Origin of the sequence: Bacillus cereus group sp. MYBK5-2, from assembly GCF_051915685.1 — a bacterium.
Lineage (GTDB): Bacteria > Bacillota > Bacilli > Bacillales > Bacillaceae_G > Bacillus_A > Bacillus_A cereus.
The window spans coordinates 69,908-85,025 of the sequence record NZ_JBQAFE010000007.1 but is presented as its reverse complement, the minus strand read 5'-3'; the positions used below and the strand labels follow the sequence as shown (position 1 = coordinate 85,025).

Here is a 15,118-nt window from a genome sequence, read left to right as displayed (position 1 = left end):
ATGTTAGATCAAAAACAACAATCTAATTCATTTGAAGAACGAGTTGAAACGATTAAACAAGGCGGCGCACCAAAGTATCATGAACAAAATAAAGCAAAAGGAAAATTATTTGTTCGAGATCGTTTAGCGCTTCTATTTGATAATGGCGAATATGTAGAAGATGCATTATTTGCTAACTGTGAACAAACAGGCTTACCTGCGGACGGCGTTGTAACGGCAACGGGTAAAATACATGGTCGTACTGCATGTGTAATGGCCAATGATTCTACTGTAAAAGCTGGATCATGGGGATCACGCACAGTTGAAAAGATTTTACGTATTCAAGAAACAGCTGAAAAACTACGTGTTCCGTTATTTTATTTAGTCGACTCTGCTGGAGCGCGTATTACAGATCAAGTAGAAATGTTCCCAGGGCGCCGTGGTGCAGGAAGAATCTTCTATAATCAAGTGAAATTATCAGGTAAAGTTCCTCAAGTATGCTTATTATTTGGACCTTCTGCAGCTGGTGGTGCCTATATTCCAGCCTTTTGCGACGTTGTAATGATGGTAGAAGGAAATGCATCTATGTATTTAGGATCTCCTCGTATGGCTGAGATGGTTATCGGTGAGAAGGTAACTTTAGAAGAGATGGGCGGAGCTCGTATGCATTGCTCTGTATCAGGATGCGGAGATGTTTTATGTAAGACAGAAGAAGATGCGATTACACAAGCAAGACAATACATTTCATATTTTCCAAACAACTACTTAGAAAAGACTCCATTGGTTACACCTCAAGAACCGAAACAATTCGATAAAACGTTAGAACAAATCATTCCAGAAAATCAAAATGCTCCTTTCAATATGAAAGATCTCATTAATAGAGTTATTGATGAAGGTTCATTCTATGAAGTGAAAAAATTATTTGCTCAAGAGCTAATTACAGGCTTAGCACGTATTGATGGTAAGCCTGTTGGTATTATTGCAAATCAGCCGCGTATGAAGGGCGGCGTATTATTCCACGATTCAGCTGATAAAGCTGCTAAGTTTATTAATTTATGCGATGCATATCATATTCCATTATTATTCCTTGCGGATGTACCAGGATTTATGATTGGTACAAAAGTAGAGCGTGCCGGTATTATTCGCCACGGTGCAAAAATGATTTCTGCAATGAGTGAAGCAACTGTACCGAAGATTTCTATCGTTGTTCGTAAAGCATATGGCGCTGGTTTATATGCGATGGCAGGTCCAGCATTTGAACCAGATTGCTGTCTGGCATTACCGACAGCCTCTATTGCGGTAATGGGTCCAGAAGCTGCGGTTAATGCTGTATATGCAAATAAAATTGCAGCTTTACCAGAAGAAGAGCGTGCTAGCTTCATTGCTGAAAAACGTGAAGAGTATAAGAAAGATATTGATATTTATCATTTAGCATCAGAGATGGTGATTGATGGTATTGTTCATCCAAACAATTTACGTGAAGAGTTAAAAGGACGTTTCGAAATGTATATGAGTAAATATCAAGTATTCACAGATCGTAAACATCCTGTATATCCAGTTTAAAAGCCCTATTTAGGGCTTTCTTGCTCAAAAAGTTAAGGAGGGGAAAACATTGAAACAAGCAGTTTGGTTTCCAACAGAAGAGTACAAGGAAAAAACACGTTTATATGGTTGGATGAAATCATTGGGATATGAAGACTATGAAACTTTTTATAATAAATCTATTGAGGAAACAGCTTGGTTTTGGGGAGAGGCAGAAAAAGCAGTAGGCTATCAATGGATGAAACCTTATACAGAAGTGTTAGACTTAGAAAATGGTACACCGTTTGCACAGTGGTATAATGGCGGAACATGTAACGTTGTAGAATCAGCTTTATCTCGCTGGCTTGCGGATGAAGAGACGAGAATACAGCCAGCACTTCAGTACGAAGGGGAAAATGGAACTTCAAAATCATTTACATATGAAGAGCTTGACAACTGGGTAAGCCGTGTTGCAAATGGTTTGAAACACGCGGGTATTGAAAAAGGTGATCGTGTAACAATTTATATGCCGATGATTCCAGAAACAGTTGTTGCGATGCTAGCTGTAATGAAAATCGGAGCAATTATTTCACCAATATTCTCAGGCTTTGCGTCTGATGCAGTCATGACACGTGTGCAAGCGGCAGGTTCAAAAATGATTATTACCGCAGATGGATTTTCACGCCGCGGTAAAATTGTTTCTTTAAAAGATGAAGTAGATAAAGCTTGTGAACATTGCCCAACTGTTGAAAAAGTTGTTATCGTTCGTCATGCAGGAAATGATTTTACACCACATAACTATGATTTTTCGTGGAGTACGCTAGAAAAAGAAAAACCATTCATACATGCCGAGGAAATGCAAAGTGATGATCCATTAATGCTCATTTATACATCAGGAACGACTGGTAAGCCGAAAGGAACAGTACACACGCATGCAGGATTTCCTTTGAAAGCAGCTTTTGATGCAGGATTTGGAATGAATATTAAACAAGGTGATCGTGTATTATGGGTAACTGATATGGGCTGGATGATGGGGCCGTTTCTATTATTCGGTTCACTCATTAATGGAGCAACGATGGTTATGTACGAAGGTGTTCCAGACTTCCCAGAAGCAGACCGGTTATGGGAGACAGTTGATAAATATGAGATTACTCATCTAGGTATTTCGCCAACGTTAATCCGAGCATTGATGGCAAAAGGTGATGAGTATGTCAATAAACATTCTTTAAAGAGTTTGGAAGTATTCGCATCAACAGGAGAACCTTGGAATCCTGATCCATGGATGTGGCTGTTTGAAACAGTTGGAAAAGGAAATGTCCCAATCTGTAACTACTCAGGTGGAACTGAAATCTCTGGTGGGATTTTCGGTAATGTTCTTATTAAGCCAATAGCACCGATTAGTTTTAACGCATCTTTACCAGGAATGGCAGCTGTCGTACTGGATGATCAAGGTAAACCAATTCGAGATGAAGTCGGAGAATTATGCTTAGAGAAACCTTGGGTAGGTATGACGAAAAGCTTCTGGGAAGATGATGAACGTTACGTAAACACATATTGGTCGCGTTTTGAAAATAAATGGGTCCACGGTGACTGGGTCATTTACGATGGTGAACAATATATCATCACAGGGCGTTCAGACGATACGTTAAATATTGCAGGTAAACGTATTGGACCTGCTGAATATGAATCTATTCTTGTGAAACATAACGATGTAATCGAAGCTGCTGCAATTGGTGTACCTGACGAAGTAAAAGGTGAAGTTTGTCATTGTTTTGTAGTGTTAAGAGACCATGTAACATTCACAGGGGAATTAAAGAAAGAATTAATGAGTTTAGTAAACTCTCATATTGGAAAAGCGTTGTGTCCTAAAGACATCCACGTTGTAGAAGATTTACCGAAAACACGTAATTCTAAAGTAATGCGCCGTGTTATTAAAGCAGCTTACTTAGGAAAAGAATTAGGTGATTTATCATCGCTTGTAAATCCTGAAGTAGTTCCGTTTATTCAGGGGTTACAGTCTAGTAAATTATAAAATTAGAAAGGATCTCTATATAAATAGAGCTCCTTTTTTATGTTTATAAAAAGAGAAGAAGTGAAGTTGATGAAGAAGAAAAATTCTACTATTAGTGTTAAGTATGTTTTTTAGTTTTTATCAAAATACGATATTATGGAATGTCTATTCAATGGAGAAATACTAATTTACAACAACAAGGTGATGACAAAGCGTGACTGCTTATATGTCTGTTTAAACCTTTACGTGTTAATATATAAAAAGCTGACTATAAGCAGTCAGCTTTTTATATATTACATTCTAGTATTTATCTCGCTATTTGCCGGGCAGTAATGCCCCCACCTAAAAATTCAGCGAAAGCAAGGAAGTAGGTGAGGGATCAACTTTCCGGAAAAGCCCGATTGGTTCCAAAAGACATATTCTTTCCTTTACGTTGACATTAAAAATATTACCAATTTTTTCTTTTACAATGGCAACAAATAAAGAAACATTTACAACGACACTTATTTCGTTTAGAACTCCAATCATCATCACGATGACACTTTTCTTTAGATTTCCACCAATCATCATTACAATGTTTTTCCTGAGAACTCCAATCGTCATCACAATGACACTTTTCTTTAGATTTCCACCAATCATCATTACAATGCTTTTTCTGAGAACTCCAATTATCATCACAATGATGCTTTTCTTTAGATTTCCACCAATCATCACAACAATGCTTTTTCTGAGAACTCCAACAATCATTTTTCCAGGACATTTATTTCTACCTCCTTTCAATAGTGTTCATATTATTCTATGTTTTAATAAAAAAATGGCTTGTTTATTAACCTACTATTTTATCTTTATATGATAGAGTGTCTTCTACTCGATATAGAATTCATACAAACTATGCTAATTTTTAAGAGAAAGTGGAGAGAACTACTACTAGTTATGGTATTTTTCAATAAACACTTGTTGAAGAAAATGTTCTGATTACAAATAATATCTTATTTTCAAGTACGCTTTTTAAATGTATATTTCACAATGAAAAATGGGAAATCCACAAATAAAGTCTATGTATATGTGAGTTAATGGGAAAATCTAGTGTGTTTTTAAGAGGCGTCTTATTTAAAAGAAAAAAGGTTTGTTTTAGAAAGTGGTGTCTAAACATTAAATGGAGTAGGACTAAATTCACGGCTGCTCATTAAAAAGCTTTTAATTAGGAGAAGTCTGTTTTTATAATGAATAATGAAAAGAAAGTTTGGTACAATTGTTTGTTTTTTTCTTTTTATGTGTTTGCCTCGTACCCTTTTAAGCTAGTGGACATACTTTACTAATAGAAAGGATTAGGGGGTGAGGTATTGGGTTCTCGATTTAATAATTGTAAAAAGAAGTGTACATGTAAACAAGATGATTGTTGGGAAGTATTCGAAGAGTGTAAAAAAGAACAGCATGAGAAATGTGATAATTCTTGTGTACAAGGAATTAGAGATGAACTTAAGAAATTAATTAATCGAACAGTTCAAATTAATACAGAGGGACGTACTTATGTAGGTACTGTTTCGTCTGTAAGTTGTGATGTAGTTAGGCTTGCGGCTATTCCTGGATCGGTTGGAGTAATTATTTCCATTTGCAAAATTGAAGCAATTTTCCCACCGGTTACAACGGTTACTGCTGACTTTGATTTTAATGGTATTGATGTAGCAAACAAAGCATAATTATGCTGCTTTTTTGTAAAGCCATTCACATGAATGGCTTTATTTTAATTTTATATAAAAGGAGAATATATTCTTTATATAGAAATAAGTTTGAGGTTATAAAGCATGATGTACGAAAGGAGCAAGGAAGTGATTAAACTAGAAAGCTTTAAGAAATCTGATTTTAAACAATTAATAAATTGGATTAATTCCGAAGAATTTCTAATACAGTGGTCAGGAAATGCGTTCACATTTCCTTTAGACGAACAGCAATTAGAGAAGTATATAGAAAGTGCAAATACACTCGCTTTCAAAGTGGTAGATGAAGAGACTTTAGACGTTATTGGACATATTTCGCTTGGGCAAATAGATAATATTAATAAGTCCGCTAGAATTGGAAAAGTATTAGTTGGTAATACGAAGATGAGAGGACGTTCTATAGGAAAACATATGATGAAAGCAGTACTTCATATTGCTTTTGACGAATTAAAACTACATAGAGTAACTCTTGGTGTGTATGATTTTAATACATCGGCCATTTCATGTTACGAAAAAATAGGGTTTGTAAAAGAAGGCTTATTAAGAGAGTCAAAAAGAGTAGGAGAAACGTATTGGAATTTATGGGAAATGAGTATGTTAGAATATGAATGGAAGAAGTAGCAACGATAGTAATTTATAATTATATTATGTTAACAAAGGGGTTTGGTGGGTATAGTGGATAATAAAACAAAAATAATTTCAATTGCAGCTGTTTCGGGAGGAGGTAAAACTACAATTACAGAAAGATTAAAGCATAAGTTTAAAAACTCAAAAGCTCTATATTTTGATAGTTATACATTTGATAACTCTCCTGCTGATATTTGTAAATGGATTGATGATGGGGCGAATTACGACGAGTGGGTATTAACACCATTAATTCATGATATTGAGCAACTTATACAAAATAATACCTTAGACTATATTATTGTAGATTATCCTTTTGCATACTTAAATAGTGAGATGCGAAAATTCATTGATGTAACTATATTTATTGATACGCCTTTAGATATTGCGATGGCTAGAAGGATTTTGCGAGATTTTAAGGAAGGTACAATAGATGAAATACATAATGATTTGGAACATTACATGACATATGCGAGAAAAGCTTATTTAGAGGCAATTCATACTGTTAAGCCGAATTCAGATATCATATTGGATGGTTCTTTATCTGTAAGTGAAATAATTAATCACGCTGTAGAGGAACTTGGCCGAAGAGAAGTGATTGTGAATGGTTAAATGTATAGAGGAATATATACAAGTTGCTGATTTTAAAATGTATACGAAAATATTCCAAGGAAAGAAGCAGCAGCCTGTTATTATATTGGAATCAGGCTATGGTGATTATTCGAAGGCATGGAATCAAACTGCTGAAGAACTGACGGAATATGGTACGGTACTTACATACGATCGGGCTGGATTAGGCAAAAGCGGGAAGAGTTCCAAGAAACGTATTAGTTCTGAAATGGTAAAAGATTTGAGAACATGCTTAAATCTTTTACAACTGAAGCCACCTTATATTTTTGTAGGACATTCTTTTGGTGGTATAAATGCACGTTTATTTACTGATTTTTATCCTGAAGATATGTTGGGAATAGTTTTGGTTGATTCGACACCAGAAAATTATAAAGAAGCATTTTTGCCAATCATGTCTACAGAATTTCAAGAAGCTTACTATAAACAATTTGTACATGAAAGTTCTTATGAAGAGTTTATGTTTAGTCTGGGTGAAGCAGATAAATATTGTCAGTCGACGAGAGATATTCCACTCGTCGTGTTAGCTGCTGGTAAAAAAGCTTTTTATTCGCAAGATGCACAAATAAAATGGTTACAATTGCAAGAAGAATTATTAAGATTATCAAACAAAAATAAACTAATAATTGCAGAACAAAGTGGTCATTATATTCAAAAAGATGAACCACATTATATAACAGATGCTGTTAGGTGGATAATTGAAGTAAGGGAGAGATAAATGTGTACACTTTATTTCAATATAATTGGCAAGTAAGAGATGATTGGTTTAAGTGGTGTGAACAACTTTGAGAGGAAGATTTACTTTGCAAACTGGGGGTATGTTAGAAACATGATTTCATATTGTAGATGTAGAGTATAGTTGGATTAGTGCTCTTCAAGGAGAAGAAGATAGCGAACCGCAATTTAAAGATTATCAATCGATTCAAAAAGTGAAAGCGTTATCTGATTTATATAAACGAGAACTTGAAGTTTTTTTTGCAGTCATGATCATCTAGCCTAGAATGCTAGCACACTTAAAATAAGCCGTATAAAAAGTTAATCATTGGTGCTTTGATTATATAACGTCTGCGAAATAAATAGTGTGAAGGACAGCTATTCTAACAAGTATTTTATGTAACGTTCGTATATTTAAATTTTTTTGTAATTAATCGAATTCTAATTTTTTAGAAACGGATAATGAGGTATGGGTGGTGCTCTTTTTATTGAATAAAATGAGTTTATTTTTCGGAATTTCCTTACAATATAAAAATTTAAATTTTATTTGTTGTTAAGAAAATATATGAGGAAAATAAAAAAAGAGGGCTAATGCCCTCTTTTTCTTTTAATTTGGTAATTAATCACAGATTGGTATCCCAAGCACTCTTAGAGCTAATGCTACTTGAAGGGAAATCTCTAATCTAGCAATTTCAATACCAGCTACTGAAAGAACTAAAAAAGGTTGTCCGTTTACAAATACAACGCAACTATCCATAGTTAAGCCTCCTTTCTAGTAATCTACTATAGTATATGAGTAGAACTTTAAAGTGTAATAGTTCAATTGTTGGATTTAATAGAATTAATAGATTAACCCATTTAAACTAAACAAACGAACACAACGAAAGGAAACAGAGATGGATGTATGCCTCAAAAAACATAGGTTTTAAGACATGTAATGGGATATTAAATTTATCATATTGGTCAGCTATCTATATGGGCGAGAGAGTTAAACTTGCAACCAGTTTCAGCAAATTTGCTTGGAAGAGGATGATAGAATTAAAAACCGACTTGCATCTCAAGCGCAAGTCGGTTTTATATATATAAGAAGATTTCTTAATTGAAATCCTCGGATTTTTTCTGACGTATATGTAAAAACATTAAGGTGGTAATGATTAAAAAAATCATTATAGTTTGTATAATTAAATTTTTAAACTGAAGCAATATTGTCCAAGATGTAAGGGCGTCTTTAAAAGCTTGGAGTGCAGAGTACGAGGAAGGATCAAAACCATACTGGAGCAACTTTTTTGTTTCAATAAATGAAATGTTTTCTTCATCTGCATCTAATATTACTGAAATTAGTCTAGTATCTCCAAGTTTTGCTGTACTGACAAAACTATAATTACCGTTAGTTGAAAAACTAGTTTGTAAGCCATCAACACCTTGAAGTTTAATGTTTTCATTAAGGGAATATATCATTTTATTCGTATTGAAAACCTGGGAATCTTTGAAGGTAAATTGGTAAGAGGTTAGTTTCGTAATATTCAATACATCTGGAAAATCTTTTACTAATCGTGCTGCTAGTTTAGCTGAGTCTATCGCTGTTGTAGTTGATTGTTTATTTGTATTATTATTAATTCCAGTAGAGTTTAGAAATGGAGATGGTTGTAATAACTTTAGTTCTTTTGCTTTTTTATTCATTAATACTGTAAAGTTATCTTCATTTCCAGCAATGTGTTCTGCTAGGGCGAGTGCAGAACGATTATTCCCTGCCAGTAGCAATGCATGAAGTAAATCACGAACCGTTGTTTTATCATTCGATGTTACTTGTATAGGGCTTGTTTCTACTCGGAAAACTTCGTTACTTATTTGTACTAAGTCATCTAACTGTATTTTTCTATCATTTAGTTGCTCCAATACGATATATTCTGTCATTAATTTAGATAAAGCAGCTGATTGTACTGGAGTTTCTTCATTTTTTTTATAAACAATTTCACCTGAATTAGCATTTATTAAAATAGCTGATTTAGCTTGAATAATCGGACCATTTACATAAAGATAAAAATATAAAACGATAAGTGCAGTAATAAAAAAAGATAATAATAAAATAGCGAATTTCTTTAAGAATTGCATAAGCGATCCTCCTATTATGACATCAATAATAGTATTGTAAAAAGGAATGCTTAATTAGGAAGAAAGAAAAGGTAAAGAATTTCTAAAGAATTATAAAGGATTATTAAATTTAGGGTAATTATGGAAAAAGTTCAATTTCTTATATGGTAAGAAATTGAACTTTTTATTTGTAATATTAACATTTGTATGGGAGTAGTTTTACAGTGAATGTTGTTTTTTCGTCATCACTATATACTTCAATTGTTCCTTTATGCAATTCGACTATACTTTTTGCAATTGCTAATCCAAGTCCAGATCCACCAGTGTTTGTAGAGCGAGATTTCTCAACGCGATAAAAACGTTCAAAAATATGAGGTAAATCCGTACTAGGAATAGGTTGTCCGTAATTTGTTATATCAATTGTAATCATATTATTGCTTTCATAAGCAGTAAGGTCAATATAGCGACCTTCGCTTCCATAAGCGATAGCGTTTATAATAAGATTTTCAAACACACGCACTAATTTGTCACCATCAGCTAATACCATGAGCTTTTGAGACGGGAAAGAAGGCCGACATTCTATATTAGCTTCTTGAAATTGTATACGGAATTGAACAGTTAATTGTCCAAGTAACTCTACAATATCAATAGGAACAGAATACAAGCTTAATTCTTTATTTTGAACACGTGTATATTCGAACAAGTCATTCATTAATGCATTAAGACGAGTTACCTTATCGTAAATGACTTGAATATAGTATCGCAATTCCACTTCATCTCTATAATTATCATGATGGATTAAATTTACGTATCCAACTATAGAAGTAAGGGGAGTGCGTAAGTCATGTGATACATTTGTAATAAGTTCACTTTTTGCTTGTTCAGCTTGTCTTTCTTCATCAATGGAGACTTTTAATTGTTCAACAATTTCATTGACCCCGATTGCTAATTCTTCTAGATAATTATGATTTACAATAGAAACTTTATGATTGAAGTTTCCATTTGCAATATAACGAATTTCTTCTATCATTTTTTTTATACAAGTTTCATAATAAAGTTTTTTCTCGTGACGATAAAAAATGTAAAGATAGGATGAAAAAATAGAAAATAAAAACAAATAAGATACAATCATCATCCATAAAGACTCTTTAATCCCTTTATACTTTTCATAACCAAAAATTCGAATGAATTCTTTACCGAGTTCGGTTAGAGTAAGTGAACTTTCAATTACACTCGTAACGAGGCGATAAATAATTAATTCAGTAATAGGAGTGAGTGTGATAGCTAATAAAAGCCAAAAAATAAGTTTCCATTTAGGAATATCTTTTAATATATCAAATGCTTCATTTCTCAATTTTATAGCCAACTCCCCAAACAGTATGAATAAATTTTTCTCCATTTATTACTGTTTCAAGTTTATCTCGTAAGTTGCTAATATGGACCATTACCGTTTTATTTGAACCATAACCATCTTCATTCCAAACGCGTTCGAAAATTTCTTCTGAACTAAATACTCTTCCTGTATTACTCGCAAGTAAATATAAAATATCGAATTCAATAGAGGTTAGTTTAATGTACTCTCCATTTATTTTAACTGTATGATTATGTTTGTGTATTTCAACAGAGCGAATACGAATAATACCATCTTCATTCTTTTGCGAAGTAGCATTTTGGAAAGAGGATCTTCGTAATAAAGCTTTCACTCTAGCTACTAATTCTAATGGATTGAATGGTTTGATCATATAATCATCGGCACCTGTCATAAGGCCTAATATTTTATCCATATCTTCTGCTTTTGCACTAAGCATTAGAATTGGTACAGTATTATTTTCACGCACTTCCTGACAAACTTCTAATCCGTTTCGTTTTGGCATCATAATATCCAAAATCATAAGGTCAACTTCATATGTAGAAACCTTTTGCAATGCTTCATCGCCATCATAAGCTTTATAAATGTTATAGCCTTCATTTCGCAAATAAACAGCAAGTAATTCAACAATTTCTTTATCATCATCAATAATTAATATGTTTTTATTCATTGTGTAGTTCCTTTCCTTACAAATCATCAACATTACTATAATATCAAACATTTATGTACTTGTAGCGATGATTCTGTATAAAATTTCATGTAACGTATTAAAAAGGAGTAAAAAGATTAATATCGAATATAAAATAACAAAGATATTTAGATTCTACATTATAATGAAAGGTAGTTATAAGGGGGATTTTCTATGTTATGTAATGATAAATATTCATTTACTCCAACTGGAAAAATAGAAAATGATATTAAAGCTTTTCTACTAAAATATAATAAAGAGTTTACATATAAACATTCAATTCGTGTGGCAAATGAGGCAAAAAAGATTGCAGAAAAGTTTCACGTAGATAAAGAAAAAGCAGCAATTGCAGGATATTTACATGATATTAGTGGCATTTTTCCAAACGAGGAGCGGATTGCAGTTGCTGAAGAATTTGGTGTAGAAATAGTGGAAGCGGAAAGAAAGTTTCCTATGATTATTCATCAAAAATTATCGAGGGTAATCGCAAAAGAAATATTTAAAGTCGAAGATGAAGAGATTTTAAATGCAATTTGTTGCCATACAACGTTGCGTAAACATGCAACGAAGATGGATTTAGTATTATTTGTTGCAGATAAAATAGAATGGGATCAAAAAGGGACACCACCATATTTAATAGAAATAAAAAAAGGATTGGGAAAATCTTTGGAAAAAGCAGCTTTTGTATATATTTCATATTTGTGGGAAAGGAAAGATACATTGAAAGTTATACACCCGTGGCTAGAAGAAGCATATTGGGATTTAAAAAGAATTGTACAGTAGAAAGGACAAGGAAATGCAATTAAAAGAATATATGAATCAAACATTTCCAGAAGTTACATTAGGACCCTATTTATTATCTCAGTGGGAAAATCATTTGCATTTTGATTTCGGAAAAGATAAATATCAAATTGTAGAAGGAACCAACGATTTAAATATGGAATACTTTTCTCAACTATATACATATAATAAATTCTTATTTGAAGACATATTTTCCAAAGAAGATGTAGTGTTTGTAGTGACAAATGTTTATAGATTTAAAAAGGAAAACATAAAAACTCCACAGAAAATAAATGTATACAATAAATATATTAAGAAAAGAGATTTAAGATTTCATATAAGACAAGAAACATTACCGTTTCTATTTGAAGATGAAGAAGCAGATTTATATTGTACATATCAATTTTCTTTAAAATGTCTCGTAGAAGATATTAAGTATGAATCGCTTATACAAGCTGCTAATCATGAGGATTTTTCTGATTTGTATCCTCGATTTGGACGAAAAAAAGAAATTTTTTATCCAGATGTATTTCTCATTAATGCAACGAAAGATATTGTCATGTTTATGTATGATGATAGAGGATGTGAAGTAATTGCGAAGAATAAAGAAATAATACGAGATTTATATAAGAAATACAAAGAATGGATTCCAGATTATGAACGAGAAAGTATAGATAACATATTTAAATGACAATAGGGGAAGTGAAGCGTGTAATGAAACGTATTGCAATAGTATCTGCATGGGAACCAGAACTGACGTATTTGCATCAACATTATCCGAGTGAACGTGTTGAAAAAAGAGCAGCTTGGGAATTTCATTTTCATACTATTAATGAGCTGGAAATTATATCAGTTGTTACTGGTGTCGGTAAAGTAAGCTGCGCTAGTTGTGTACAATTGTTAATTAGTGAGTTTCAGCCAGATGAGTTGTTTATGACAGGAATATGCGGAAGTTTATCAAACAAGGTGAAAAACGGTCATATTGTAGTCGCACTAAACGCAATACAACATGATGTTACTGCTGCTGGTTCAGGGGAAGATGTTTTTAATTTATATAACGGTAGAACAGCACCTATTGAAACAACAAAATCACTTGTAAGAAGAATAAAAAAAATACGATCGTATGATCCGATACATTTCGGTACATTTTTATCAGGAGATCAACGTATTCGTAGTTCGGAAATGAGATATTTACTCCATACTGTATATGGAGCATTGGCAGTTGATCAAGAAGTAGCAGCTTTCGCCTATGTATGCCAAATAAATAAAAAACCATTTCTCTGTTTAAAAGCTGCTTCAGATCAAGCAAATGATAAAACGAAAGAAGAACAAAAAATCTTTAAAATGCTAGCATGTGAAAGAGCATGTGAGCATTTAATTGCTTTTTTACGTGTTTATGAGGTTAATGTAGTAAATAATAGATAGTTTGTTATAAAACAAATCAATAGTGAGTTATATGTAGGGAAATGTCCGCTCATTTCAAATTAAGAGCTGAAATTTATAATAGATGGAATATATTATATGGGTACACGTTGAGTTTAATATAAGCAGTTGGAGGGCAATTTTATATGATTCAATATAAAAGGTGTAGTGAAGTAAATATTGATTTAGTATATGAAGCTTTTAAAGATGGATTTTCAGATTACATTATTAAGATGGAGGTTTCAAAAGAGGATTTTATACAACGTTTTTTGGGACCAGAAGGTAATTTGCTAGAACATTCTTTTCTCGCTTTAGAAGAAGGCAAACCTGTTGGCGTAATACTAGGTGGTATAAAGGATTATGAAAGTATAAAGACTATGCGCTGTGGAACATTAGCGGTTCATCCTAATTACCGCGGTATTGGTGTAAGTCAAAAATTATTTGAACTGCATAAAGAAGAGGCGATTCAACATGGATGTAAGCAACTTTTTCTCGAAGTCATTGTAGGAAATGACCGAGCGATTCATTTTTATAATAAGTTGGGCTATGAAAAAGTGTACGATCTTTCTTATTATAATTTAAATGATTTGACTAAAATAATGAATAAAGATTGTAAGGATAGTGAAGTAAAACAATTAGAATTTCCAACTTTTAAAGATGAAATTCAGAAATGGTTAAACTTCCATATAAATTGGCAAAATGATATTGATTATATCAAAAAAACAAATAATGTATTTTATGGTGCATATGTCGATAATGACTTAAAAGGCTCTCTATGTGTAAATAAACAAGGTAAAATTAGTTTTATTTTCGTAGACAAAGATTATAGAAATATTGGTGTTGGGATGAAATTATTACAAGTAGCAAGAGAAGAATTACATTTATCAAGTTTATCAATTGGGTTTCCTAACAATAATTTACTGGAAGGTTTTCTTAAGAAATGTGGATTTGAAAAGAATTCTTTAGCGCAATATGAAATGTATTTATTACTCTAAGAGCGGAAAGATTTATTCTTTTCGCTTTTTATTTTGCTGTTATGTTGGTAAATGCTCCGCAACTATAATTTATAATGAGAGGGATTTTGTTTATCCTTAAGTTATTTTTTAAATTGTCAATTTCATGCTAATAATTTTCTTTGTATAATATTCTAATTTTATGTAGAATAGATACGATGGGAGGGGATGAAATGAATAATGGATTAAAGTTTAAGATTTTTGAATTGCATTGTCTCGTTCAAAAGACTTATTCTGATATTAAAATAGCGTGTGATATTGCTATTTATCAAGAAAACACTTCTAAATATTTAATTTCATTAGGATTTTTAAATAAATCATATATGACTTATATAGAAGCAAAAAGATTCTATCGCGAAAATGAAGAGCTTGTAAGTGTAGAATTTGATAATTTCTTTGATATGTATGATAAATTAGAAAACGAATTAAAACAAGTTATTTCAACTGAAGATAAAAATCCTTCATTGCTACATAGCAGACTTGATCAGTTTCAGCAGAAAGTTGAAAATATAAATGACCTAATAAAAGTATTGCAAAATACTCGTTAATGAATGCTTTTTT

16 protein-coding genes and 2 pseudogenes are annotated in these 15,118 nt (G+C 32.4%); 13 read left to right on the top strand and 5 right to left on the bottom strand.

From position 1 onward, the window contains the following. Together ACTFP3_RS21935 and ACTFP3_RS21930 are read left to right on the top strand one after the other, a co-directional pair. Positions 1-1,542, top strand: a complete 1,542-nt coding sequence (locus tag ACTFP3_RS21935) for an acyl-CoA carboxylase subunit beta (protein ID WP_000886744.1) — start codon at positions 1-3, stop codon at positions 1,540-1,542. 49 nt (positions 1,543-1,591) lie between these two features. After that, complete coding sequence (locus tag ACTFP3_RS21930) at positions 1,592-3,532, top strand: AMP-binding protein (RefSeq protein ID WP_000806481.1); 1,941 nt, start codon at positions 1,592-1,594, stop codon at positions 3,530-3,532. Positions 3,533-3,853: 321 nt separating this feature from the next. On the opposite strand, the gene ACTFP3_RS21925 is transcribed toward ACTFP3_RS21930, so the two are convergent. Then, complete coding sequence (locus ACTFP3_RS21925; protein WP_440011263.1) at positions 3,854-4,291, bottom strand: hypothetical protein; 438 nt, start codon at positions 4,289-4,291, stop codon at positions 3,854-3,856. Positions 4,292-4,854: 563 nt separating this feature from the next. Between ACTFP3_RS21925 and ACTFP3_RS21920 the strand changes: the two genes are divergently transcribed. The 5 genes and pseudogenes from ACTFP3_RS21920 to ACTFP3_RS21900 form a co-directional block, all read left to right on the top strand. Continuing rightward, positions 4,855-5,211 carry a hypothetical protein gene (locus ACTFP3_RS21920; RefSeq protein WP_000535577.1) on the top strand — a complete coding sequence of 119 codons (357 nt, stop codon included), beginning with the start codon at positions 4,855-4,857 and terminating at the stop codon, positions 5,209-5,211. 105 nt (positions 5,212-5,316) lie between these two features. Then, positions 5,317-5,850: a GNAT family N-acetyltransferase gene (locus ACTFP3_RS21915; RefSeq protein ID WP_142237975.1), complete on the top strand. Its 534-nt coding sequence runs from the start codon at positions 5,317-5,319 to the stop codon at positions 5,848-5,850. Positions 5,851-5,895: 45 nt separating this feature from the next. Next, positions 5,896-6,465 carry an AAA family ATPase gene (locus ACTFP3_RS21910; protein WP_000513268.1) on the top strand — a complete coding sequence of 190 codons (570 nt, stop codon included), beginning with the start codon at positions 5,896-5,898 and terminating at the stop codon, positions 6,463-6,465. Continuing rightward, complete coding sequence (locus ACTFP3_RS21905) at positions 6,458-7,198, top strand: alpha/beta fold hydrolase (RefSeq protein WP_440011262.1); 741 nt, start codon at positions 6,458-6,460, stop codon at positions 7,196-7,198. The genes ACTFP3_RS21910 and ACTFP3_RS21905 overlap by 8 nt, the downstream gene beginning before the upstream one ends. Before the next feature lie 2 nt (positions 7,199-7,200). Next, positions 7,201-7,463 (top strand): annotated as a pseudogene (locus tag ACTFP3_RS21900) (DinB family protein); the annotation flags it as partial. A 350-nt stretch (positions 7,464-7,813) separates the two neighbouring features. On the opposite strand, the gene ACTFP3_RS21895 reads toward ACTFP3_RS21900, so the two are convergent. Continuing rightward, positions 7,814-7,951 carry a DUF3956 domain-containing protein gene (locus ACTFP3_RS21895; protein WP_000376554.1) on the bottom strand — a complete coding sequence of 46 codons (138 nt, stop codon included), beginning with the start codon at positions 7,949-7,951 and terminating at the stop codon, positions 7,814-7,816. A 165-nt stretch (positions 7,952-8,116) separates the two neighbouring features. On the opposite strand from ACTFP3_RS21895, the pseudogene ACTFP3_RS21890 reads away from it, so the two are divergent. Next, positions 8,117-8,227: pseudogene (locus ACTFP3_RS21890) on the top strand (DinB family protein); the annotation flags it as partial. A 62-nt stretch (positions 8,228-8,289) separates the two neighbouring features. On the opposite strand, the gene ACTFP3_RS21885 reads toward ACTFP3_RS21890, so the two are convergent. The 3 genes from ACTFP3_RS21885 to ACTFP3_RS21875 form a co-directional block, all read right to left on the bottom strand. Next, a complete protein-coding gene (locus ACTFP3_RS21885) occupies positions 8,290-9,306 on the bottom strand; it encodes a D-alanyl-D-alanine carboxypeptidase family protein (RefSeq protein ID WP_440011261.1) in 1,017 nt (338 codons plus the stop codon). A gap of 175 nt (positions 9,307-9,481) precedes the next feature. Next, positions 9,482-10,639 carry a sensor histidine kinase gene (locus tag ACTFP3_RS21880; protein ID WP_001243307.1) on the bottom strand — a complete coding sequence of 386 codons (1,158 nt, stop codon included), beginning with the start codon at positions 10,637-10,639 and terminating at the stop codon, positions 9,482-9,484. Next, positions 10,629-11,324 carry a response regulator transcription factor gene (locus ACTFP3_RS21875; protein WP_440011260.1) on the bottom strand — a complete coding sequence of 232 codons (696 nt, stop codon included), beginning with the start codon at positions 11,322-11,324 and terminating at the stop codon, positions 10,629-10,631. Before ACTFP3_RS21875 ends, ACTFP3_RS21880 begins: the two co-directional genes overlap by 11 nt. A 192-nt stretch (positions 11,325-11,516) precedes the next feature. On the opposite strand from ACTFP3_RS21875, the gene yqeK reads away from it, so the two are divergent. The 5 genes from yqeK (at position 11,517) to ACTFP3_RS21850 (ending at position 15,105) form a co-directional block, all read left to right on the top strand. Beyond that, the gene (yqeK, locus tag ACTFP3_RS21870) at positions 11,517-12,125 is read left to right on the top strand and encodes a bis(5'-nucleosyl)-tetraphosphatase (symmetrical) YqeK (protein ID WP_000882449.1); all 609 of its coding nucleotides are present in this window, start codon (positions 11,517-11,519) and stop codon (positions 12,123-12,125) included. 13 nt (positions 12,126-12,138) lie between these two features. After that, positions 12,139-12,813, top strand: a complete 675-nt coding sequence (locus ACTFP3_RS21865; RefSeq protein WP_001176116.1) for a DUF3885 domain-containing protein — start codon at positions 12,139-12,141, stop codon at positions 12,811-12,813. Further along, positions 12,810-13,547 carry a 5'-methylthioadenosine/S-adenosylhomocysteine nucleosidase gene (gene mtnN / locus ACTFP3_RS21860; RefSeq protein WP_001987381.1) on the top strand — a complete coding sequence of 246 codons (738 nt, stop codon included), beginning with the start codon at positions 12,810-12,812 and terminating at the stop codon, positions 13,545-13,547. The genes ACTFP3_RS21865 and mtnN overlap by 4 nt, the downstream gene beginning before the upstream one ends. Positions 13,548-13,690: 143 nt before the next feature. Then, the gene (locus ACTFP3_RS21855; RefSeq protein ID WP_322371338.1) at positions 13,691-14,539 is read left to right on the top strand and encodes a GNAT family N-acetyltransferase; all 849 of its coding nucleotides are present in this window, start codon (positions 13,691-13,693) and stop codon (positions 14,537-14,539) included. 191 nt (positions 14,540-14,730) lie between these two features. Then, positions 14,731-15,105, top strand: coding sequence for a hypothetical protein (locus tag ACTFP3_RS21850; RefSeq protein ID WP_326036723.1), 375 nt, complete (start codon positions 14,731-14,733; stop codon positions 15,103-15,105). The last annotated feature ends 13 nt before the right edge of the window (positions 15,106-15,118 follow it).

What these genes read in the sequence shown, in the direction of transcription:
- ACTFP3_RS21905 (WP_440011262.1), top strand. Translation starts at nt 6,458, where the DNA reads ATGGTTAAATGTATAGAGGAATATATACAAGTTGCTGATTTTAAAATG.
- ACTFP3_RS21850 (WP_326036723.1), top strand. Translation starts at nt 14,731, where the DNA reads ATGAATAATGGATTAAAGTTTAAGATTTTTGAATTGCATTGTCTCGTT.
- ACTFP3_RS21855 (WP_322371338.1), top strand. Translation starts at nt 13,691, where the DNA reads ATGATTCAATATAAAAGGTGTAGTGAAGTAAATATTGATTTAGTATAT.
- mtnN (WP_001987381.1), top strand. Translation starts at nt 12,810, where the DNA reads ATGACAATAGGGGAAGTGAAGCGTGTAATGAAACGTATTGCAATAGTA.
- ACTFP3_RS21865 (WP_001176116.1), top strand. Translation starts at nt 12,139, where the DNA reads ATGCAATTAAAAGAATATATGAATCAAACATTTCCAGAAGTTACATTA.
- ACTFP3_RS21885 (WP_440011261.1), bottom strand. Translation starts at nt 9,306, where the DNA reads ATGCAATTCTTAAAGAAATTCGCTATTTTATTATTATCTTTTTTTATT.
- ACTFP3_RS21915 (WP_142237975.1), top strand. Translation starts at nt 5,317, where the DNA reads ATGATGTACGAAAGGAGCAAGGAAGTGATTAAACTAGAAAGCTTTAAG.
- yqeK (WP_000882449.1), top strand. Translation starts at nt 11,517, where the DNA reads ATGTTATGTAATGATAAATATTCATTTACTCCAACTGGAAAAATAGAA.
- ACTFP3_RS21935 (WP_000886744.1), top strand. Translation starts at nt 1, where the DNA reads ATGTTAGATCAAAAACAACAATCTAATTCATTTGAAGAACGAGTTGAA.
- ACTFP3_RS21895 (WP_000376554.1), bottom strand. Translation starts at nt 7,951, where the DNA reads ATGGATAGTTGCGTTGTATTTGTAAACGGACAACCTTTTTTAGTTCTT.
- ACTFP3_RS21875 (WP_440011260.1), bottom strand. Translation starts at nt 11,324, where the DNA reads ATGAATAAAAACATATTAATTATTGATGATGATAAAGAAATTGTTGAA.